We start from the raw sequence: 21,899 nt of genomic DNA, 5'->3' as shown, positions 1-21,899 counted from the left end.
ACGCCCAAGTCAGCGCGTTGGTAAGGATCTAAAGACCCTTGCGTCTGTTACCTGTGGAAGATTAGATTGAGCACATGACACAGGCCCCCGCAGCACCGAAGGCTGCCCCGAAGCGGCACGACCGAGAGATCATCGCACTCGCCGTCCCCGCCTTCGGCGCCCTCGTCGCCGAACCCCTCTTCGTGATGGCCGACAGCGCCATCGTGGGACACCTCGGCACCCCTCAGCTGGCCGGCCTGGGCATCGCCGCCGCACTGCTCACCACCGCGGTGAGCGTCTTCGTCTTCCTCGCCTACGCCACCACCGCGGCCGTCGCCCGGCGGGTCGGTGCAGGCGACCTCCAGGCGGCCATCCGGCAGGGCATGGACGGGATCTGGCTCGCCCTGCTGCTCGGCGTGGCCGTCATCGCCGTGGTGCTGCCCGGGGCCCCCTGGCTGGTCTCCCTCTTCGGCGCCTCCGACACCGTGGCCCCCCACGCGATCACCTATCTGCGGATCTCCGCCCTGGGCATCCCGGCCATGCTGATGGTCCTGGCGGCCACCGGCGTCATCCGGGGCCTCCAGGACACCCGCACCCCGCTGTACGTCGCGATCGGCGGCTTCGCCCTCAACGGGGTCCTGAACGTCGCCCTGGTCTACGGAGCGGACCTGGGCATCGCCGGTTCGGCCTGGGGCACGGTCATCGCCCAGTGCGCCATGGCCGCCGCCTACCTCGTCGTCGTCGTACGCGGCGCCAGGCGGCACGGCGCCTCGCTGCGCCCTGATGCCGCGGGAATCCGGGCCTGCGCCCAGGCCGGAGCGCCCCTGCTGGTGCGCACGCTGTCCCTCCGCGCGGTGCTGATGATCGCGACGGCCGTGGCCGCCAGGCTCGGCGACGCCGACATCGCCGCCCACCAGATCCTGCTCTCCCTGTGGAGTCTGCTCGCCTTTGCCCTGGACGCGATCGCCATCGCCGGCCAGGCGATCATCGGCCGCTATCTGGGCGCGGGCGATACCCAGGGCGCGAAGGACGTCTGCCGCCGCATGGTGCAGTGGGGCATCGCCGCGGGCGTCGTGCTCGGCCTGCTGGTCGTCCTGGCCCGTCCGGTGTTCATCCCCCTGTTCACCAGCGACCCGGCCGTGGAGGACGCACTGCTGCCCGCACTGCTCGTCGTGGCGGTCTCCCAGCCCGTCTCCGGCATCGTCTTCGTCCTCGACGGGGTGCTGATGGGCGCGGGCGACGGCCGCTACCTGGCCTGGGCCATGCTCTTGACGCTCGCCGTCTTCACCCCGGCCGCCCTGCTCGTACCGGCCGTCGGCGGTGGCCTGACGACCCTCTGGTGGGCCATGACGCTGATGATGCTGGTCCGCATGGTCACCCTCCAGCTGCGGGCCCGCTCGGGCCGGTGGCTGGTGGCCGGAGCCACGCGCTGAGCCGACGGAACCGCGACAGCGGGGTCTCCTCTGCATGTTTCACGTGAAACATGCAGAGGAGACCCCGCTGTGTTTCACGTGAAACACAGCCCGCGGTCCGCCGTCCGGAAACGACGAAGGGCCGCACCCCAGGGGGTACGGCCCTTCACGCGCTGCCCTTAGGCGGCGACGACCTCGATGCCCACGTTCGCGGCCACGTCAGCGTGCAGACGCACGGAGACCTGGTACGAACCGAGGGTCTTGATCGGGGAGCCCAGCTCGACGCGGCGCTTGTCGACCTTCGGGCCGCCCGAGGACTCGATCGCCGTGGCGATGTCGGCCGGGGTCACGGAACCGAAGAGACGACCGGCGTCACCCGCGCGGGTGGCCAGACGAACCTTCACGCCCTCGAGCTTGGCCTTGACCTCGTTGGCCTGCTCGATGGTCGCGATCTCGTGGATCTTGCGGGCGCGGCGGATCTGCGCCACGTCCTTCTCGCCACCCTTGGTCCAGCGGATCGCGAAACCACGCGGGACCAGGTAGTTGCGAGCGTAACCGTCCTTGACGTCGACGACATCGCCGGCGGCACCGAGGCCAGAAACCTCGTGGGTCAGGATGATCTTCATTAGTCGGTCACCCTTTCCTTATCGCGCGGTGGACGTGTAGGGCAGCAGCGCCATCTCACGGCTGTTCTTCACGGCCGTGGCGACGTCACGCTGGTGCTGCGTGCAGTTGCCGGTAACGCGGCGGGCACGGATCTTGCCGCGGTCGGAAATGAACTTCCGCAGCATGTTCGTGTCCTTGTAGTCCACGTAAGCGGTCTTGTCCTTGCAGAACGCGCAGACCTTCTTCTTAGGCTTGCGCACAGGCGGCTTCGCCATTGTGTCTCTCCTGTGTGATCAAGAAGTGGGGAAGCGAGCTGCCCTAGAAGGGCGGCTCGTCCGAGTAGCCACCGCCGGAGCCGCCGGAGCTTCCGCCCCAACCGCCCCCGTTGCCGCCCTGCTGCTGGCCACCGGCCGGCGCGCTGGACGCCCACGGGTCGTCGGAGGGAGCTCCGCCGCCCTGCGGGGCACCGGCAGCCGGGGCGCCGCCCCAGTTGCCACCGCCGCCGCCCTGCTGCTGACCGCCGCCGCCGTATCCACCCTGGCCACCGCGACCCGTGGTCTTGGTGACCTTGGCCGTGGCGTTCTTCAGGCTGGGGCCGACTTCCTCGACGTCCAGCTCGTAGACCGTGCGCTTGACACCCTCACGGTCCTCGTACGACCGCTGCCTCAGCCGGCCCTGCACGATGACGCGCATGCCCCGCTGAAGGGACTCGGCCACGTTCTCGGCCGCCTGCCGCCACACCGAGCAGGTCAGGAACAGGCTCTCGCCGTCCTTCCACTCGTTGGTCTGGCGGTCGAAGGTGCGGGGGGTGGACGCGACACGGAACTTCGCGACCGCCGCACCCGAGGGGGTGAAGCGCAGCTCGGGGTCGTCGACGAGATTGCCGACGACCGTGATGACGGTCTCGCCTGCCATGGATGAACCTCTCGGCGGGGATTGCTGCTGGGCTGCTGTGCTACTCGGTCCCGATTACCGCTGAACCGAAGTTCAGTGGGTCTCGGGGCGGAGGACCTTGGTCCGGAGAACCGACTCGTTCAGGTTCATCTGTCGGTCAAGCTCCTTGACGACCGCAGGCTCGGCCTGAAGGTCGATGACCGAGTAGATGCCCTCGGGCTTCTTCTTGATCTCGTAAGCGAGACGACGACGGCCCCAGGTGTCGACCTTCTCGACCTTTCCGTTGCCCTCACGGACGACGGAGAGGAAGTTCTCGATCAGCGGGGAGACAGCGCGCTCCTCGAGATCGGGGTCGAGGATGACCATCACTTCGTAGTGACGCATGTGGAACCCACCTCCTTTGGACTCAGCGGCCACGGTCGTTCCGTGGCAGGAGGGTCGTGATGCGTAAGCACGGCGTCCGCAGAGCAGACACCGCGCAGCTGTACAGACTACCTGCTCGCGCCCTTCCGGTTGAAATCCGGCGAGAGAGGGCCACAATCTGTATCCATCGGGTGTGCTCGGTGCTAAGCCCTCGGCCCCTTGCCGGAGACAGCCCGCAGCACCGCCAGCTTCAGCCAGGAGGTGCCCTTCCGATGGCACAGGCAATGCGGCCCCCTCAGATCTCCCTGCTCTCCACCGACGGCAAGCCCCACCCGCTGCAGGACACCCTGATGGCGGTCACTCTGACCCTCGGCGCCGTGGCGTTCGTCACGGCCTTCTTCCACAACCTGCACCTGATCAGCTCGTGGGCCGGGCTGATCGGAATCGTGACGGGTGCGTACGGACAGTTCGTCTCCGTCACGACACGCGAGCGCTTCGCGCTGATCATCGGCCTTGGCGCGTCTGCCATCGGCTTCTACCTCGGCATGTTCCACGGCGGCCTCTTCGGGGGCTGACCGGGCCGAGCGGGACACCTCCGCGGCAGGGCGCCGGCCGTGCACCGGCCCGGGCCCACGCCCGTCCCCCAGAAGGGTGGCGCCCCCGTCGCAGTAGGCTTCGCGCCATAGCCAGCGAAGCCGCCGGAGGAGACGCCCCGCATGAGCCTGTCCCTGAGGACCATCAGCCGAGAGCAGCATCTGGGTTACCTCCAGAGCCTGCCCTCGGCGAGCCACTGCCAGGTCCCGGCGTGGGCCGACGTGAAGAACGAGTGGCGTTCCGAGAACCTGGGTTGGTTCGACGGATCCGGCGAACTCGTCGGCGCCGCGCTCGTGCTGTACCGCCAGCTGCCCAAGGTGAAGCGGTACCTCGCGTACCTTCCCGAGGGCCCTGTCATCAACTGGTACGCCCCGAATCTGGAGGAGTGGCTCCAGCCGATGCTGGCGCACCTCAAGCAGCAGGGCGCCTTCACGGTGAAGATGGGCCCGCCCGTCGTCATCCGCCGCTGGAACTCCACCGCCATCAAGGCCGGAATCCAGGACCCGGACGTCAAGCGCCTGCGCGACGTGGAGGCCTCGGTCATCGAGCCCCGCGCCTTCGAGGTCTCGGACAAGCTGCGCCGCATGGGCTGGCAGCAGGCCGAGGACGGCGGAGCCGGTTTCGGCGACGTCCAGCCGCGCTACGTCTTCCAGGTGCCCCTGGCCAACCGCTCGCTGGACGACGTCCTGAAGGGCTTCAACCAGCTGTGGCGCCGCAACATCAAGAAGGCCGAGAAGGCCGGCGTCGAGGTCGTCCAGGGCGGCTACGACGACCTGCCGACCTGGCAGCACCTGTACGAGATCACGGCCGAGCGCGACAAGTTCCGCCCGCGCCCGCTCAGCTACTTCCAGCGCCAGTGGACGGCCCTCAACTCCGAGGACCCCAACCGGATGCGGCTCTACATCGCGACGCACGAGGGAGAGCCGCTGGCCGCCGCCACGATGCTCACCGTCGGCCAGCACGTCTGGTACTCGTACGGCGCATCCGCCAACCACAAGCGCGAGGTGCGGCCCTCGAACGCGATGCAGTGGCGCATGCTGCGCGACTCCTACGCCCTCGGCGCCAGCGTCTACGACCTGCGCGGCATCTCTGACACCCTGGACGAGAACGATCACCTGTTCGGCCTGATCCAGTTCAAGGTCGGCACGGGCGGCGAGGCCGTGGAGTACGTCGGCGAGTGGGACTTCCCCCTGAACAAGGTCCTGCACAAGGCGCTCGACATCTACATGTCGCGCCGCTGACCCCACACCGATCCACCCACCCCACGCACCGCTGCACCACGCAGCTTCTCAGGAGAGGTTCCGGACGGGCATGGCGCTCACGCTCTACGTCGACACCGCGCGCTGGCGTGCGCACCAGAAGCAGATCCAGGACCAGTTCCCCGGGCTGATCCCGGTCTGCAAGGGCAATGGCTACGGCTTCGGCCACGAGCGCCTGTGCGAGGAGGCGACCCGTATGGGCGCCGACGTGCTGGCCGTGGGGACGACGTACGAGGCCGCCAGCATCAAGGACTGGTTCGGCGGCGACCTCCTGGTCCTCACCCCGTTCCGGCGGGGAGAGGACCCGGTGCCGCTGCCCGACCGGGTCATCCGCTCGGTGGCCTCGCTGGACGGGGTACGCGGCCTGGTCGGGGCCCGGGTGGTCATCGAGTGCATGAGCTCGATGCGCCGCCACGGCATCTCCGAGCAGGACCTCGGCCAGCTCCACGCGGCGATCGAGGACGTCCGGCTGGAGGGCTTCGCCCTGCACCTGCCCCTGGACCGCCCGGACGGCTCGGACGCCGTCGAGGAGGTCATCGGCTGGATGGACCGGCTGCGTGCGGCGCGTCTGCCGCTGCACACCATGTTCGTCAGCCACCTGCGGGCAGAGGAGCTGGCCCGGCTGCAGCAGCAGTTCCCGCAGACCCGCTTCCGGGCCCGTATCGGAACCCGGCTGTGGCTCGGCGACCACGACGCCACCCAGTACCGCGGCGCCGTCCTCGACGTCACGCGCGTCGCCAAGGGCGACCGCTTCGGATACCGCCAGCAGAAGGCCGCCTCCGACGGCTGGCTGGTCGTGGTGGCCGGCGGCACCTCGCACGGCGTGGGTCTGGAGGCGCCCAAGGCCCTCCACGGCGTGATGCCGCGTGCCAAGGGCGTCGCCCGCGCGGGACTGGCCACCGTCAACCGCAACCTGTCGCCCTTCGTCTGGGCCGGCAAGCAGCGCTGGTTCGCGGAACCGCCGCACATGCAGGTGTCGATCCTGTTCGTGCCGTCGGACGCGACCGAGCCGAAGGTCGGCGACGAGCTGGTGGCGCACCTGCGCCACACGACCACGCAGTTCGACCGGGTGCTCGACGCCTGAGCCGGGCGGGGCCGCTCCGAGCGGCCCCGCCCGTCCGCCCGGTCAGTCCTTGGGGTCCACGCCCCAGGCGACCCGCTGTCCCTCCGAGGGCGCCGCGTACCGCGGCGCCCTCGTCTTGTCCGACAGCACGAACACGTCCTCGGCCCCGTCCAGGACGCCGCCGGAGGGGTCGTCCGAACCGTCGCGGCGCACCACGTCCCGCTCGGGCAGCAGGATGTCCCGCACGATGACGGCGCACAGGTAGAGCGTGCACAGCAGATGCGCCGTGATCGCCAGCTGGTAGCCCTCGACGGGCAGCCCCTGGTGCTTGTCCCCGCTGGTCGTGTAGGCGAGGTAGAACCAGATACCGAGGAAGTACACGACCTCGCCGGCCTGCCAGATCAGGAAGTCGCGCCAGCGCGGCCGGGCCAGCGCGGCCAGCGGGATGAGCCAGAGCACGTACTGCGGCGAGTAGACCTTGTTGCAGAGGATGAAGACGGCGACGACCAGGAAGGCCAGCTGCGCGAAACGGGGCCTGCGCGGTGCGGTCAGCGTGAGCAGGCCGATGGCTCCGCACAGCAGGACCGTCAGCCCGGTCGCGTAGGTGTTGGCCCCGTCCAGGGGGTTGCCCGAGCGCTGGGAGATCAGCAGCCACACGGAACCGAAGTCGATGGGGCGTTCCTGGCTGAAGGTGTAGAACTTCGTCCAGCCTTCCCAGGCACCGATCATGACGGGCAGGTTCGCCACGAGCCAGGCACCGACCGCGCCGAGGACGGCGCCGCCGAAGGCGCGCCACTTCCCGGCCCGCCAGCAGAGCACGAACAGGGCCCCGAGGAGCAGGACGGGGTAGAGCTTGGCCGCGGTGGCCAGGCCGATGAAGACGCCGAAGAGCACCGTCCGGCCGCGGGACCACATGAGCATCCCGGCCGCGGTCAGGGCGATGGCCAGCAGGTCCCAGTTGATCGTCGCGGTCAGCGCGAGGGCCGGGGCGAGGGCGAAGAGCAGGGCGTCCCAGGGCCTGCGTCGGTGGGTCCGGGCGACGCACACGGCGATGACCGCGGTGCAGGCCATCAGCATGCCCGCGTTGACCATCCAGTACATCTGCTCGCGGTGCTGCATGGAGCCGCTGCCCGGGGTCAGCCAGGAGGCGATCTCCATGAACAGACCGGTGAGCACCGGGTACTCCAGGTACTCCATGTCGCCCGGGAGCCGGTCGAAGTAGGGCGTCAGGTTGTCGGCGAAGCCGCGTACGGCGTACAGGTGCGGGATGTCGGAGTAGCAGGCGTGGGTGTACTGCGAGCCCGCGCCCCGGAACCACGCCCAGTCGTAGCAGGGCAGCTTCTGCACCATGCCGAGCGCGAACACCCCGATGGCGACGAGGACCACGACGCGGACCGGCCCCAGCCAGTGGCCGCCGAGGCGGGCGTAGCGGCCCAGGGGGCCGCCGAAGAGCTCACTGCCGGCTGCGGCGACCTCGTCCTGCTGGGTGGGCAGTACGGGGCGGTCCTCGTGCACCTTCGTCATGCGCTCATCCTGCCGTACCGGCCCGGGCACGGGGGAAGCCCGCCGCAGGCAGTGCGACGGGCTTCCTCGGTGCGCAGGTGGGTCCGGTCAGTCCTCCGGCATGCCGGTGGGCCATCCGGCGCCGCCCGGCCGGCCGGGTCTTCCCGAACTCGACGGGGACGGTGATCCGCTGGGTCCGCCGTCGGTGCCGGCGATGACCCCGCCGTTCGTGGTGCCTCCGTTGGTGGCGCCGCCGTTGGTGGTGGAGCCGCCGTTGGTCCCGGCCGTGGTCTCCGGGTCGCAGTACAGCTCCCACGGCTTGCAGGACGGCTTGCCGCCCTTGGACGGGGTGGGGGAGGGCGGGGGCGGGGAGCTCGACGGCGAGGGGGACGGGGACGCGGACGGCGACGGGACGGCCGAGGGGGTGGGCGAGGGTGCGCCCGCGGAGTCCGCGGTGACACCGAGGGGCTCCGCTTCCGGGAACTTCTTGACCGGGGTGCCCTTGAGCGCCTCGCGCATGTACTCGGTCCAGATCACGGTGGGGATGTCACCACCGTGGATGGAGTCGGTACCGCCCACGCCGTTCATGGACAGCAGCTTCTTGTCCGCCGAGTTGGGGTCGGTACGGAACAGGGCGACGGAGGTGGACAGCTCCGGGGTGTATCCGACGAACCAGGCCGACTTGTTCTCGTCGGTGGTGCCGGTCTTGCCCGCGGCGGGGCGGCCCAGCGCCTTGGCCTTCTTGCCCGTGCCGTTCTGGACGACGTTCTCCAGGACCTTGGTGACGTTGTCCGCGACGGCGTTGTCCATCGCCCGCTGGTCCTTCGGCGCCTCGAAGCCGGACAACTGCTCGCCGTCCTTCTCGACGCTGATCACCGAGTACGGCTCGCGGTGCGTGCCGGAGGCGGCGAAGGTGGCGTAGGAGTCGGCCATCCGGATGGCGCTGGGGGTGGAGGTGCCCAGTGCGAACGAGGCGTCGTCGCCGACACCCATCGATTCCTTGAGGATGCCGGTGGACTTGGCCACCTCGCGGACCTTGCTGTGGCCCACGTCGAAGACGAGCTGCGCGAACGGCACGTTGATGGACTTCTCCATCGCCTCGTTGAGGGTCACGTAGCCGAAGGGCGTGGAGCTCTCGTTCTTCTGCTTGAAGGGCTTGCCCGAATTGTCGAGCAGGGGCCTGCCCTGCCGGTTCTTGATGACGGTCAGGTCGTCGGCCATGTACTTGCTGTCGACCGACAGGCCCTCGCCGTTCGTGTTCTGGGTGCCGTACTGCATCGCCGCCGCCAGCACGTAGGGCTTCCAGGTCGAGCCGACCGGGACACCGCCGGTGTTGGCGTTGTTGCTGAAGTACTTCTTGTCCATGCCGGGCCCGCCGTACAGGGCCACGATCGCCCCGGTCTTCACGTCGACGGAGGCGGCGCCGAACTGCACGAAGGTGTCGAGATCGGGTCGCTTCTTCTCGTCGAGGAAGTCGTTGCGGGTGTCTTCGACGGCCTTGACCAGGGCGTCCACCTTCGGCTTCTGGAAGGTGGTCTTGATCCGGTAGCCGCCGAGGGCCATCTGGTCGACGGTGATGCCCTTGGTCTTCATCACGTACTGCTTGGCCGTCTCGACCAGGTAGCCGATCTGACCGGACATGGCACGGGCCTGCTCGGACTCGACGCGCGCGGGGAACTCCGTGAACGTGGCCCGCTCGGCCTTGTCCATCCGGCCCACCTCGACCTCGCGGTCGAGCACCCAGGCCCAGCGCTTCCTGGCGCGCTCCTCGTTGGCTTCGGGGGTGGCCGCGGATCCGATGCCGCCGTCCGGGTTGTACAGGTTGGGGCCCTTGAGGACCGAGGCGAGGAACGCGCTCTCGGACGGGTTCAGGTCCTGGCAGTCCTTGCCGAAGTAGGCGCGGGCGGCCGCCTGGATGCCGTACGCGTCACGCCCGTAGTAGGCGGTGTTGAGGTAGCCCGCGAGGACGGTGTCCTTCTCCTCGGAGACGCCCAGCTTTATCGAGATGAAGAGCTCGGTGACCTTGCGCTTGAGGGTCTGGTCAGAATCGAGGTAGGTGTTCTTCACGTACTGCTGAGTGATGGTGGAGCCACCCTGGGTGGAACCGCCCTTGGCCATGTTCCACACGGCCCGGGCGATGCCCATCGGGTCGACGCCCTTGTCCGTCTCGAACGACTCGTTCTCCGCCGCGATGACGGCGTCCCTCATCGACCGGGGGATCTTGTCGATGGGCACGATCTGGCGGTTCATGGAACCGCCGGTCGCGACCATCTGACTGCCGTCCTCCCAGTAGAAGACGTTGTTCTGCGCCTGCGCCGCCAGGTTCGGGTCGGGCTTGTTGACCATGGCGATGCCGATGCCCGCGCCGGCGGTGATGATCGCGAAGAAGCCCAGGGCAGTGCCCGAGACGAACTTCCAGGACGGCACGAAGCGCTTCCAGCCGTCCCTGTCGGACCGCGGGTAGTTGATGAGCCGCTTGTCCGGCCGTCCTCCCGGCCCCGAACCCCGGCCGTTTCTGGTTGCGCCGCGTCCGCGGCCGGCGGATCCTCGCTGTGCGGCCCGGCGGGCATCGGCGCGGCTGCCCTGGGATGGCTGGTCTGCGTACGGGCCGCTGGGTGACGCCGTGGGGACGTCACGTCCGGGCTTGGCGCCCCTGCCGGGGCGCTGCTGGGCAGCGCGGCGGGCCGAAGCACGTCCGCCACCTTCGGGCTGCGGCGGTTTGCGGCGGTGCTCGCTCATCGAACGACTACTCCTCGGGCAGGCGAGTGGCCTGGAAGCGGCAGGTGAATTCCGGTTCCCCCGGTGTCCTGGCGCACAGACTACGCAGGCTCAAAACCCGAAAGGTGCCGAAGTTCACCCCAAATCAGGCAACTTGCCTCGTACGAATTGGTGATGTGACGCCGGTCACCACCCCTGCCCTTGTCGTGGGAGGCAGCCCGTTCTATCGTCTGGATGTATCGAGCCGATACATCAGCTCGGTATAAAGACTCAGGGGCGGAGGAGAGGCAGGCGGATGAGCAGACGCTCAGGCATCCTCGAATTCGCCGTCCTCGGCCTGCTCCGCGAATCCCCCATGCACGGGTACGAGCTGCGCAAGCGGCTCAACACCTCGCTGGGGGTGTTCAGGGCCTTCAGCTACGGGACGCTCTACCCCTGCCTCAAGACGCTGGTCGCCAACGGCTGGTTGATCGAGGAACCGGGGAGCGCTCCGGAGGACGCCCTCGCCGCTTCACTCGCAGGGCGCCGCGCCAAGATCGTCTACCGGTTGACGGCCGCGGGAAAGGAGCACTTCGAAGAGCTCCTCTCCCACACGGGTCCCGATACCTGGGAGGACGAGTCCTTCGCCGCCCGCTTCGCCTTCTTCGGCCAGACCGAAAGAGACGTGCGCATGCGGGTACTGGAGGGGCGTCGCAGTCGGCTCGAGGAGCGCCTCGAAAAGATGCGCGCATCGCTCGCCCGGACGCGGGAGCGCCTCGACGACTACACGCTCGAGCTGCAGCGGCACGGCATGGAGTCCGTGGAGCGCGAAGTGCGCTGGCTGAACGAGCTCATCGAGAGTGAGCGGGCGGGACGGGATCGGAGACGACCCGGTCCGTCCGACGAAAGTGCAAAGTGAGGCCTGCATCTCGCATGCCTCGTCCGAGAACAAACAGGGAGCAACCGGAATGGGTTCGGTTCGCGTAGCCATCGTCGGCGTGGGCAACTGCGCCGCCTCGCTGGTGCAGGGCGTCGAGTACTACAAGGACGCCGACCCGGCGGCCAAGGTCCCCGGTCTGATGCACGTCCAGTTCGGCGACTACCACGTGCGTGACATCGAGTTCGTCGCCGCGTTCGACGTCGACGCGAAGAAGGTCGGCCTCGACCTCTCGGACGCCATCGGCGCCAGCGAGAACAACACCATCAAGATCTGCGACGTCCCGAACGCCGGTGTGACCGTTCAGCGCGGCCACACCCTGGACGGCCTGGGCAAGTACTACCGCCTGACGATCGAGGAGTCCGCCGAGGCTCCGGTCGACGTGGTCCAGATCCTCAAGGACCGCCAGGTCGACGTCCTGATCTGCTACCTGCCCGTCGGTTCCGAGGCTGCGGCGAAGTTCTACGCCCAGTGCGCCATCGACGCCAAGGTCGCCTTCGTCAACGCCCTCCCGGTCTTCATCGCCGGCACCAAGGAGTGGGCGGACAAGTTCACCGAGGCCGGCGTCCCGATCGTCGGCGACGACATCAAGTCGCAGGTCGGCGCCACCATCACGCACCGCGTGATGGCGAAGCTGTTCGAGGACCGCGGTGTCCGTCTTGAGCGCACGATGCAGCTCAACGTCGGCGGCAACATGGACTTCAAGAACATGCTCGAGCGTGACCGCCTCGAGTCGAAGAAGATCTCCAAGACGCAGGCCGTCACCTCGCAGATCCCCGACCGTGAGCTCGGCGAGAAGAACGTCCACATCGGCCCGTCCGACTACGTCGCGTGGCTCGACGACCGCAAGTGGGCCTACGTCCGTCTCGAGGGCCGCGCCTTCGGTGACGTCCCGCTGAACCTCGAGTACAAGCTCGAGGTGTGGGACTCCCCGAACTCCGCCGGTGTCATCATCGACGCGCTGCGCGCCGCGAAGATCGCCAAGGACCGCGGTATCGGTGGCCCGATCCTGTCGGCGTCCAGCTACTTCATGAAGTCCCCGCCGGTGCAGTACTTCGACGACGAGGCCCTGGCCAACGTCGAGAAGTTCATCAAGGGCGAGGTCGAGCGCTAACCGAACCCCCAAGGGTCGTTCCGACACCTGGACTTCGGTTGTTCTTCCGCGGAGGGTCCCCGGGCAATATGCCCGGGGACCCTCCGCGTGTGTGACCCTTTCCCTCATGCCCGTCGTACGTGATCTGCGCGTACTCCTGCGCCTCAGGGACTTCCGCAACCTGCTCGCCGTACGGCTGCTCTCCCAGGCCGCGGACGGCGTCTACCAGGTCGCGCTCGCCACTTACGTCGTCTTCTCCCCCGAAAAACAGACCTCGCCGGCGGCGATCGCCTCGGCGATGGCCGTGCTCCTGCTGCCCTACTCGCTGATCGGCCCCTTCGCCGGGGTGCTGCTCGACCGCTGGCGCCGACGCCAGGTCTTCCTCTATGGCAACCTGCTGCGCGCCTTCCTCGCCTGCGTCACCGGCATGTTGATCGTCGCGCACGTTCCCGACTGGCTGTTCTACGCCTCCGCACTGTCGGTGACCGCCGTCAACCGCTTCGTCCTCGCCGGACTCGCCGCGTCTCTGCCCCACGTCGTCGGCCCCCGCCAGCTGGTCACCGCGAATGCACTGTCCCCCACCGCCGGAACGCTCGCCGCGGTCGCCGGAGGGGGTCTGGCCTTCCTCGTCCAGCTACTGGCCTCCGGTTCGAACGCGGTCGTCGTCCTGCTGGGCGCCGGGCTCTACCTGTGTGCAGCGCTCGTCTCGCTGCGGCTGGCCGTCGGTCTCCTCGGTCCCGACCACCGCGTGGGCCAGGCCCACCCCTCGGTCATCCAAGGGGTCGCGCTCACCGCCCGGGGCATGGCAGAGGGGCTTCGGCACCTCGCCGACCGGCGTGAGGCGGCCCAGGCGCTCACCGCGATGACCATGATGCGGTTCTGCTACGGGGCCCTGTTCGTGATGCTGCTCATGCTCTGCCGCTATTCCTGGGCGGACAACGAGGCCGACGGACTGGGCCTGCTGGGCCTCGCGGTCGGCTTCTCGGGGGCCGGATTCTTCACGGCCGCCCTCCTCGCCCCCTGGCTGGTGACCCGGCTCGGCACCCTCGGCTCCATCACCCTGTGCGCCGCCGGTGCGGCCGTGCTGGTCCCGGCCCTCGGGCTGTTCTTCGCTCCGGGGCCGATGCTGGCCGCCGCGTTCGTACTCGGCCTGGCCACCCAGGGCGCCAAGATCTCCACCGACACGGTCGTGCAGTCCCGGGTGGAGGACGAGTTCCGCGGACGCGTCTTCTCGGTCTACGACGTGCTCTTCAACGTGGCGTTCGTCGGCGCCGCCGCGGTGGCATCCCTGATGCTTCCCCCCGACGGACAGTCCGTGACCCTCGTCCTGTGCGTGGCGGCCCTGTATGCCGCGACCGCGATGCTTCTGAGCCGTCACGGACGACGTTTCACGTGAAACATCGCCACCGCCCGCTGCGTCCGCGTCGATGTTTCACGTGAAACATCGACGCGGACAGCCGCACATCAGGCCTGAGCGGCCCACCACTCCTTGAGAGCGGCGACGGCCGCTTCGCGGTCCATCGGGCCGTTCTCCAGGCGCAGCTCCAGCAGGAAGGCGTACGCCTTGCCGATCACCGGGCCGGGGCCGACCTCCAGCACCTGCATGATCTCGTTCCCGTCCAGGTCCGGCCGGATCGCGTCCAGCTCCTCCTGCTCCTGCAACTGCCCGATGCGCTCCTCCAGGCCGTCGTAGGTCCGCGAGAGGGCATTGGCCTTGCGCTTGTTGCGGGTGGTGCAGTCGGAGCGGGTCAGCTTGTGCAGGCGCTCCAGCAGCGGCCCGGCGTCGCGGACGTAGCGGCGCACCGCGGAGTCGGTCCACTCCCCGTCGCCGTAGCCGTGGAAGCGCAGGTGCAGCTCCACGAGCCGGGAGACGTCCTTGACCATGTCGTTCGAGTACTTCAGCGCGGTCATGCGCTTCTTGGTCATCTTCGCCCCCACCACCTCGTGGTGGTGGAAGGAGACCCGGCCGTCGCTCTCGAACCGGCGGGTGCGGGGCTTGCCGATGTCGTGCAGCAGGGCGGCGAGCCGCAGCACCAGGTCCGGGCCGTCCTCCTCCAGCGCGATCGCCTGTTCCAGAACGATCAGCGAGTGGTCGTAGACGTCCTTGTGCCGGTGGTGCTCGTCACTCTCCAGCCGCAGGGCGGGCAGCTCGGGCAGCACCCGGTCGGCCAGCCCCGTGTCGACGAGCAGACCGAGGCCCTTGCGCGGGTGGGCCGAGAGGATCAGCTTGTTCAGCTCTCCCTGCACCCGCTCCGCCGAGACGATCTCGATCCGGTCGGACATGGCCTTCATCGCCGCCACGACCTCGGGGGAGACCTCGAAGTCCAGCTGCGCCGCGAACCGCGCCGCCCGCAGCATGCGCAACGGGTCGTCCGAGAACGAGTCCTCCGGGGTGCCCGGGGTGCGCAGCACTCCCGCCGCCAAGTCCTCCAGACCACCGTGCGGGTCGATGAACTCCTGCTCCGGAAGGGCCAGCGCCATGGCGTTGACCGTGAAATCGCGGCGGACCAGGTCCTCCTCGATCGAGTCGCCGTAGGAGACCTCGGGCTTGCGCGAGGTCCGGTCGTACGCCTCGGAGCGGTACGTGGTCACCTCGATCTGGAAGCCGTGCTTCTGCGCCCCCACCGTGCCGAAGGCGATGCCGACGTCCCACACCGAGTCGGCCCACGGCCGGACGATCTTCAGAACGTCCTCAGGGCGGGCGTCGGTGGTGAAGTCGAGGTCGTTGCCGAGACGCCCCAGCAGCGCGTCGCGGACGGACCCGCCTACCAGGGCGAGCCGGAAGCCGGCCTCCTGGAATCGGCGGCCGAGCTCGTCGGCGACAGGGGCGACCCGCAGCAGTTCACTCACTGCACGGCGCTGCACCTGACTCAGGGCACTGGGGTTGTCTTCGTTGGCGTTCGGCACAACAGAAAAGGGTACGTGCCCGGCCCGGCGCGGGCTCCCTCGTTTCCGGAGGCCCCCGGCACACCCTGCCTCCGGGCCCGCGCCGATCATGTGGAGCAAGGCGCGGCACTCGCGCACAGCGGCTCTCGTTACCATGCGTGGACGCACAAACGGAGACCACCGACACTTCGAGGGACGGGTTAGCGCGTGGCCGAGGCGGCAGAGAACCAGGGGGCGGCGCCCGCCCCTGTCCGACGCCGATGGCTGCGGCGGGCGGTGGTCCTGCTCGCCGGGACGCCGGTGCTCGCGGCTCTGGTCTACTCACCCGCTCCGAGGGCCCAGGCCGCCGAGGCGGCCGCCGTCGACGTCCAGCTGGACTCGCTCGCCCCCACCGCACCGGTCAAGGGCGACACCCTCACGATCTCCGGCACGGTGGTCAACAACGGGCGCGAAACGATCACTGACGCGCACGTGGGCCTGCGGGTCGGGCCCGCGCTCCAGGACCGCGCCTCCATCGACGACGCGGCGGAACGCAAGGGCTTCCGGGCCGGCACCGACCCCGGTGAGATCGATCCGGCCTACGCCGTGAAGCTCGCCTCGCTGCCTTCGAAGGTCAGCCAGGACTTCACCCTCACCATCCCGGTGAACAAGCTGGAGCTGGACAAGGACGGCGTCTACCAGCTCGGGGTCTCCGTGTCCGGGGCGACCGAGAGCCGTCCGTCCGAGCAGGTGCTCGGGATCAAGCGGACGTTCCTGCCCTGGCAGCCGGACGCCGCGGCCAAGAAGTCACAGATCGCCTACGTGTGGCCGCTGATCGCCCGGACCCGGGTGACCGCGGAAACCGGATCCGACGAACTGCAGACCCCCGTCTTCCTCGACGACTCCCTCGCCGATGAGCTGAAGCCGGACGGCCGTCTGGGCCAGATGGTCGCGCTGGGCAAGGAACTGCCGATCACCTGGGTCATCGACCCCGACCTGCTGTACACCGTCGACGCCATGGCGAAGGGGTACCGGGTCCGCACCCCCGACGGGAACTCCGTCCAGGGCAAGAACAAGGCCGTCGCCGAGCAGTGGCTGAGCTCCCTGGAGGCGGCGGTCCAGGGCAAGAAAGTCGTCGCCCTGCCCTTCGCCGACCCCGATCTCGCCTCCCTCGCCCACCACGGCAAGGACGTCTCCGGCACCCTCGGTCAGCTGCGCCCGGCCACGGACAAGGCCAAGCGTGCCGTGGAGACCGTGCTGCACGTCCCCGCGTCCACGGACTTCTCCTGGCCTGTGGACGGCGCCATCGACCCGTCGATCGTCAACGTGGCCACCTCGGCCGGCGCCCACAACGTGCTCACCCGCAGCGACAGCCTGACGGAGACCGGTTCGCTCGGGTACACCCCGTCGGCCGCCCGCCCCATCGGCGCGGGCACCACCGCCGTGGTCGCGGACGCCGAGCTCTCCACCGCCTTCGAGGGAGACATGCTCAACGCGGGGAACTCGGTCCTCGCCGTGCAGCAGTTCCTCGCCCACAGCCTCGCGCTCAACCTGCAGAAGACGGACGAGCAGCGCGGTTTCGTCGTCGCCCCGCAGCGGATGCCGACCGTCAGCCAGGCCCACAGCATGGCCGCCGCCATACGCGCCCTCCAGGCAGGCCGCTGGACCCAGCCCGTGGACCTCGAAGCCGCCGCCGCGGCCAAGCCCGACCCCGGCGCCGCCACCCAGGTGCCGGGCGCCGGGCAGTATCCCGAGGCCCTGAGCAAGCAGGAGCTTCCGGTGTCGGCCTTCGAGAAGATCCGCACCACCCAGAACACGCTCGACCACTTCAAGGTGATCCTCGCCGCCCCCGACCGCGTCGAGATCCCCTTCGGCAACACGACCAACCGGGAGATGTCCACCTCCTGGCGCGGCCGCCCCGACGAGGCCCGGGCCTACCGGGACCAGGTGCAGGACTACCTCATCGGTCTCACCGAGAAGGTCAAGGTCATCCCCAAGTCCGACGCCACCCTGTCCGGACACAGCGCCACCATCCCCGTCACCGTCCAGAACAGCCTGGTCCAAGACGTCCACAACCTGGTGCTGCGGGTGAAGTCCGCCAACCCCACCCGCCTGATGTTCGGCAAGAGCGGCGAGTCCGAACAGGAGGTCACCGTCCAGGGCGGGCACAGCCAGACGGTCAAGTTCACCGCCAACGCCACCGCGAGCGGCCCCGTCGAGGTCACGGCGCAGCTCTTCACCAAGGACGGCGTCGCCTACGGCAAGGAGCGCAAGTTCACCGTCGAGGCCACCGAGGTCACCCCCACCGTGATGCTCGTGATCGCCGGCGGTGTGCTGCTCCTGGTCCTGGCAGGCGTCAAGATGTACGCAAGCCGTAAGCGCGTCGCAGCTCGCGCCGCTGCCGAGGAGAGCACGCAGCAGAGTGACGAGTCCCCGGACACCGGACCGCAAAGCGCCGACGGGTCCGGCACGGGTGAGACAGTGGACCGTTGAGCGATGCCGTGGCCGGTCGGCCTGGGGACGATGAGGTGGGGTTTCGATGAACGCGCCGTACGACGGTGACCGTGCGCAGGGCGCCGGCGGGCCTGCGCCCTCCCAGGGCACTGCCCCGGGCGCCCCGGTGCCCGGGCAGGTTCCCGCGCCTGCGCCCGCGCCGGAGCGTGACCCGTATGTCCAGGGGGCCTACGACTACGACCCGTACCGGTCGCAGGACCTGTCCGCCCAGGACCCCGTCGCCGAGGTCCTCTACGACCGCGCCGCGCACCCGCCGCCGCCCCCGGGTACCTACCAGGAGCCCGGCCCGCTCTACGCGGCGCCGACGGCCCCCTCCTACTCGCCCGACCCCCGGGTGTGGGCCCAGACACCGCCGCCCGAGCCCGACGGCCCCTCCCGCCACCTCCCGTACGGCGACCACGCGACCACCACCGAGTTCGTCGGCGTGGACTCCCTCGTCACCAAGGCGGCGGACGAGCAGCCCCGGCCGGACGCCTTCGCGCACCTCTACCGGGACCAGCAGGCAGCGCCCCGCACCCCCGCCGAGGACGCCCCCGTCGCCGCTCCGGCGCCGGCCAAGCCCGCCGGACGCGCCTCCAGCCTCCTCAAGTCCAGCGCCCTCATGGCCGCCGGCACGATCGTCTCCCGCATCACCGGCTTCCTGCGGACGCTGGTCATCGCCGGTGCCATCGGCGTCGGCACCTTCAACGACACGTACCAGATCGCCAACACCCTGCCCACGATGATCTACGTGCTGGTCGGCGGCGGCGCCCTCAACGCCGTCTTCATCCCGCAGCTGGTCCGGGCGATGAAGAACGACAGCGACGGCGGCGAGGCGTACGCCAACCGGCTGCTGACCCTCGTCGTGGTGCTGCTGGCCGCGATCACCACCATCTGCGTCCTCGCCGCACCGGTGTTCATCACGATGATGTCGCCGAAGATCGCCTCCGACCCCCAGCAGATGGACGTCGCGGTCGCCTTCGCCCGCTACTGCCTGCCGACGATGTTCTTCATGGGCATCCACGTGGTGCTGGGTCAGATCCTCAACGCCCGCGGCCGGTTCGGCGCGATGATGTGGACCCCGGTCCTCAACAACATCGTCGTCATCGCCACCTTCGGCGCCTTCATCTGGGCCTTCGGCGGCTTCACCACCTCCGGCGTCAACGCCGGCACCGTGACCTCCGAGGGCGTCCGCCTGCTGGGCCTGGGCACGCTCCTGGGCCTCACCGTCCAGGCTCTCGCGATGCTTCCGTACCTGCGCGACGCCGGGTTCCGCCCGCGGCTGCGCTTCGACTGGAAGGGCCACGGGCTTGGCAAGGCGGCACGTCTGGCGAAGTGGACGTTCTTCTTCGTCCTCGCCAACCAGATCGCCCTCGTCGTCGTCACCCAGTTCGCCACCTGGGCCGGTTCGGTCGCCGAGAAGCAGGGCCACTCCGGAACTGGCATCACGGCCTACAACTACGCGCTGCTGCTGTGGCAGATGCCCCAGGCCATCATCACCGTGTCCGTCATGACGGCCGTCCTGCCGCGCATCTCGCGCTCCGCCCACGACGGGGACGCCGCCGCGGTCCGCGACGACATCTCCTACGGGCTGCGCACCTCGGCCGTCGCGATCGTGCCCTGCGCCTTCGCCTTCCTCGCCCTCGGTGTCCCCATGGCCACCCTGCTCTACGCAGGCTCCGGTTCGGGCGCGCAGAACATCGGCTACATCCTGATGGCCTTCGGCCTCGGGCTGATCCCGTACTCCGTGCAGTACGTCGTCCTGCGCGGCTTCTACGCGTACGAGGACACCCGGACGCCCTTCTACAACACGGTCATCGTGGCCGCCGTCAACGCCTCGGTGTCCGCAGCCGCGTTCTTCGTCCTCCCGGCGCGCTGGGCCGTCGTCGGCATGGCCGGCGCCTACGGTCTCGGCTACGCCGTCGGTGTCGGTGTCGCCTGGCGCCGCCTGAAGACCCGCCTCGGCGGCGACCTCGACGGCGCCCACGTGATGCGCACGTACGCCCGCCTCACCGGTGCCTGCCTCCCGGCCGCCGCGGTGGCCGGTGCGACCGCCTACGCGGTCACCCAGTGGCTGGGCAGCGGGGTCCTCGGCTCGGCCACGGCTCTCGTGGCCGGCGGCATCGCCCTGGCGGCCGTCTTCCTCATCGCCGCCAAGCGGATGCGGATCGAAGAACTCAACGCGATGGTCGGCATGGTCCGCGGACGTCTGGGGCGCTGATGCGCACGACCGCCGACCGCCCTGCCCCCCATCGTGTGTCGTGCACAGCGCCGGACTGTGGGCACAATTGGCTTGGCTTCGCAGACTGGCCGACAGCGCGTAACGGATGGGGAGGCGGGAACGACGGTGGCGGAACGTAGTACGGCTGCCGTCGACGTGGCCGACAACAGCGGCGACGAGCCGCTGGCCGCTCAGGCGGCCAAGGCCACGGCCGACGGGGTGGACACCCAGAACGGACGAGCCGCGGACGGACCCATGCCCGAAAAGGACGGCGAACGCACCCCCGCGGCCCCCGCGGCCGCACCCGAACTCCACAGCGGCCACAAGCTCGCCAGACGCTACCGGCTCGAAGAGTGCGTCACCCGTCTGGACGGATTCAGCAGCTGGCGTGCGATGGACGAGAAGCTGCGCCGGGCCGTCGGCGTCCATCTCCTCCCCGCCGACCACCCGCGGGCTCGCTCCGTCCTGGCCGCCGCCCGCTCCTCCGCCCTGCTCGGTGACCCCCGGTTCGTCCAGGTCCTCGACGCCGTGGAGGAGAACGACCTCGTCTACGTCGTCCACGAATGGCTGCCGGACGCCACCGAGCTCACCGCCCTCCTCGCCTCGGGCCCGCTGGAAGCCCACGAGGCCTACCAGCTCGTCAGCCAGATCTCCCAGGCCATGACCGCCGCGCATCGCGAGGGCCTGGCCCACCTGCGCCTCACGCCCAGCGCGATACTGCGCACCTCCACGGGCCAGTACCGCATCCGCGGCCTCGCCGTGAACGCTGCCCTGCGCGGCATCACCAGCGAGACCCCTCAGCGGGCCGACACCGAGGCCATCGGTGCGCTCCTCTACGCCGCCCTCACGCAGCGCTGGCCGTACGAGAGCGACGCCTACGGCCTCACCGGCCTGCCCAAGGGGGTCGGCCTGATCGCTCCCGACCAGGTCCGCGCCGGTGTCCACCGGGGACTGGGCGAGCTCGCCATGCGCGCCCTCGCCAACGACGGGGCGACCGCCTCCCGCCAGGAGCCCGCCTGCACCACCCCGGAGGAGCTGGCCAAGGCGGTGGCCGCGATGCCCCGCATCCGGCCGCCGGAGCCCGCGTTCACCGCCCCTCCGGAGTACCAGCACACCACCTACCAGCAGGGCAGTTACGGCCGTCCTGCGGTCCCCGGAGCGCAGACCGCCCAGAGCGTTGCGGTCGCTCCTCCGGCCCCGCTGCAGAGCCGTACCGGCAGGGCCCTGAAGTGGGGCGTCGCCGCCCTGCTGATCGCCGCCCTGGGCCTCGGCAGCTGGCAGCTCGCCGACACCCTCCTGGAACACGTGAACCAGGGCAGCAGCAGCGACACCGGACCGGCGCAGCCCAAGACCGACGACGCCCCTCCGAAGAAGGACCCGGGCAAGCCCCTGTCCCTGTCCCACGCCACGGTCCTCGCCATAGGGGGAGACAAGGTCAAGCCCGAGGACGCGGGCAAGGCGATCGACGGCGACCCCGACACCGGCTGGGTCACCCCCCAGTACCTGGGCTACCCGAAATTCGGGAACCTGTCCGGCCGCAGGGACGGCAGCGGCATCATCGTCGACCTGGGCAGTGTCCAGGAGGTGACGGGGCTCGAACTGGACCTCCACGCCGCCGGGCAGAAGCTCCAGGTCCTCGCCGCGGCCCCGGAAGCCTCGGACCCGGACGCCCTCGGCGAGTTCTCCCAGCGGCTGACCAAGATGGACACGGCGCCGAAGAAGCTCCAGGTCACCCTGGACACCCCGGTCCGCACCCGGTACGTGGTCGTGCACATCGCCGAACTGCCCTCCGACAACGACGGGGGCTTCCGGGGCGGTATCAACAACATCAAGATCCTCGGCTCGAGTTCCTGATCCGTCGGCCCCACAGGGTCCGCTGCGCCACCGGCCCGGCGGACCCTCGTGTTTCCCCCGCCCAAG

At 69.6% G+C, this 21,899-nt stretch carries 17 protein-coding genes; 10 read left to right on the top strand and 7 right to left on the bottom strand.

The genetic code is table 11. The annotated features are described in order from the left end of the window. Window positions 1-74: 74 nt before the first annotated feature. Window positions 75-1,412, top strand: coding sequence for an MATE family efflux transporter (locus IO30_RS0109770; RefSeq protein ID WP_031141324.1), 1,338 nt, complete (start codon window positions 75-77; stop codon window positions 1,410-1,412). 158 nt (window positions 1,413-1,570) lie between these two features. On the opposite strand, the gene rplI is transcribed toward IO30_RS0109770, so the two are convergent. The 4 genes from rplI to rpsF form a co-directional block, all read right to left on the bottom strand. Continuing rightward, the gene (gene rplI / locus IO30_RS0109765; protein ID WP_030008386.1) at window positions 1,571-2,017 is read right to left on the bottom strand and encodes a 50S ribosomal protein L9; all 447 of its coding nucleotides are present in this window, start codon (window positions 2,015-2,017) and stop codon (window positions 1,571-1,573) included. Window positions 2,018-2,035: 18 nt separating this feature from the next. Beyond that, a complete protein-coding gene (gene rpsR / locus IO30_RS0109760; protein WP_005315025.1) occupies window positions 2,036-2,272 on the bottom strand; it encodes a 30S ribosomal protein S18 in 237 nt (78 codons plus the stop codon). 43 nt (window positions 2,273-2,315) lie between these two features. Further along, window positions 2,316-2,912 (bottom strand): single-stranded DNA-binding protein, encoded by a 597-nt coding sequence (locus IO30_RS0109755; RefSeq protein WP_031141323.1) that lies wholly within the window; start codon window positions 2,910-2,912, stop codon window positions 2,316-2,318. Window positions 2,913-2,984: 72 nt separating this feature from the next. Next, window positions 2,985-3,275 (bottom strand): 30S ribosomal protein S6, encoded by a 291-nt coding sequence (rpsF, locus tag IO30_RS0109750; RefSeq protein WP_004950685.1) that lies wholly within the window; start codon window positions 3,273-3,275, stop codon window positions 2,985-2,987. A 251-nt stretch (window positions 3,276-3,526) separates the two neighbouring features. Between rpsF and IO30_RS0109745 the strand changes: the two genes are divergently transcribed. The 3 genes from IO30_RS0109745 (at window position 3,527) to IO30_RS0109735 (ending at window position 6,191) form a co-directional block, all read left to right on the top strand. Next, window positions 3,527-3,829 carry a hypothetical protein gene (locus tag IO30_RS0109745; RefSeq protein ID WP_031141322.1) on the top strand — a complete coding sequence of 101 codons (303 nt, stop codon included), beginning with the start codon at window positions 3,527-3,529 and terminating at the stop codon, window positions 3,827-3,829. Between the two features lie 141 nt (window positions 3,830-3,970). After that, window positions 3,971-5,089 carry a lipid II:glycine glycyltransferase FemX gene (locus tag IO30_RS0109740; RefSeq protein ID WP_031141321.1) on the top strand — a complete coding sequence of 373 codons (1,119 nt, stop codon included), beginning with the start codon at window positions 3,971-3,973 and terminating at the stop codon, window positions 5,087-5,089. A 70-nt stretch (window positions 5,090-5,159) separates the two neighbouring features. Next, the gene (locus tag IO30_RS0109735; protein WP_031141320.1) at window positions 5,160-6,191 is read left to right on the top strand and encodes an alanine racemase; all 1,032 of its coding nucleotides are present in this window, start codon (window positions 5,160-5,162) and stop codon (window positions 6,189-6,191) included. 42 nt (window positions 6,192-6,233) lie between these two features. Here IO30_RS0109735 and IO30_RS0109730 read toward each other — a convergent pair whose 3' ends face one another. After that, window positions 6,234-7,694: a glycosyltransferase family 87 protein gene (locus tag IO30_RS0109730; protein WP_031141319.1), complete on the bottom strand. Its 1,461-nt coding sequence runs from the start codon at window positions 7,692-7,694 to the stop codon at window positions 6,234-6,236. Window positions 7,695-7,781: 87 nt separating this feature from the next. Beyond that, the gene (locus tag IO30_RS0109725; protein WP_031141317.1) at window positions 7,782-10,412 is read right to left on the bottom strand and encodes a transglycosylase domain-containing protein; all 2,631 of its coding nucleotides are present in this window, start codon (window positions 10,410-10,412) and stop codon (window positions 7,782-7,784) included. A 274-nt stretch (window positions 10,413-10,686) separates the two neighbouring features. On the opposite strand from IO30_RS0109725, the gene IO30_RS0109720 reads away from it, so the two are divergent. From IO30_RS0109720 to IO30_RS0109710, 3 genes are all read left to right on the top strand, one after another. Further along, complete coding sequence (locus IO30_RS0109720) at window positions 10,687-11,289, top strand: PadR family transcriptional regulator (RefSeq protein WP_031141315.1); 603 nt, start codon at window positions 10,687-10,689, stop codon at window positions 11,287-11,289. Between the two features lie 49 nt (window positions 11,290-11,338). Then, window positions 11,339-12,421, top strand: a complete 1,083-nt coding sequence (locus IO30_RS0109715; RefSeq protein WP_031141314.1) for an inositol-3-phosphate synthase — start codon at window positions 11,339-11,341, stop codon at window positions 12,419-12,421. Window positions 12,422-12,527: 106 nt separating this feature from the next. Next, window positions 12,528-13,796, top strand: a complete 1,269-nt coding sequence (locus tag IO30_RS0109710) for an MFS transporter (protein WP_031141312.1) — start codon at window positions 12,528-12,530, stop codon at window positions 13,794-13,796. Window positions 13,797-13,864: 68 nt separating this feature from the next. Here IO30_RS0109710 and IO30_RS0109705 read toward each other — a convergent pair whose 3' ends face one another. Continuing rightward, a complete protein-coding gene (locus IO30_RS0109705; RefSeq protein ID WP_031141310.1) occupies window positions 13,865-15,307 on the bottom strand; it encodes a CCA tRNA nucleotidyltransferase in 1,443 nt (480 codons plus the stop codon). A gap of 186 nt (window positions 15,308-15,493) precedes the next feature. Between IO30_RS0109705 and IO30_RS0109700 the strand changes: the two genes are divergently transcribed. From IO30_RS0109700 to IO30_RS0109690, 3 genes are all read left to right on the top strand, one after another. Continuing rightward, the gene (locus IO30_RS0109700) at window positions 15,494-17,758 is read left to right on the top strand and encodes a DUF6049 family protein (RefSeq protein ID WP_031141308.1); all 2,265 of its coding nucleotides are present in this window, start codon (window positions 15,494-15,496) and stop codon (window positions 17,756-17,758) included. A gap of 46 nt (window positions 17,759-17,804) precedes the next feature. After that, window positions 17,805-19,979 carry a murein biosynthesis integral membrane protein MurJ gene (gene murJ, locus IO30_RS0109695; protein ID WP_031141306.1) on the top strand — a complete coding sequence of 725 codons (2,175 nt, stop codon included), beginning with the start codon at window positions 17,805-17,807 and terminating at the stop codon, window positions 19,977-19,979. A 126-nt stretch (window positions 19,980-20,105) separates the two neighbouring features. Further along, a complete protein-coding gene (locus IO30_RS0109690; RefSeq protein ID WP_031141305.1) occupies window positions 20,106-21,833 on the top strand; it encodes a protein kinase family protein in 1,728 nt (575 codons plus the stop codon). Window positions 21,834-21,899: the final 66 nt, after the last annotated feature.

Source organism: Streptomyces xanthophaeus, from assembly GCF_000725805.1.
GTDB lineage: Bacteria > Actinomycetota > Actinomycetes > Streptomycetales > Streptomycetaceae > Streptomyces > Streptomyces xanthophaeus.
This window is presented reverse-complemented; position numbering and strand designations above follow the sequence as displayed.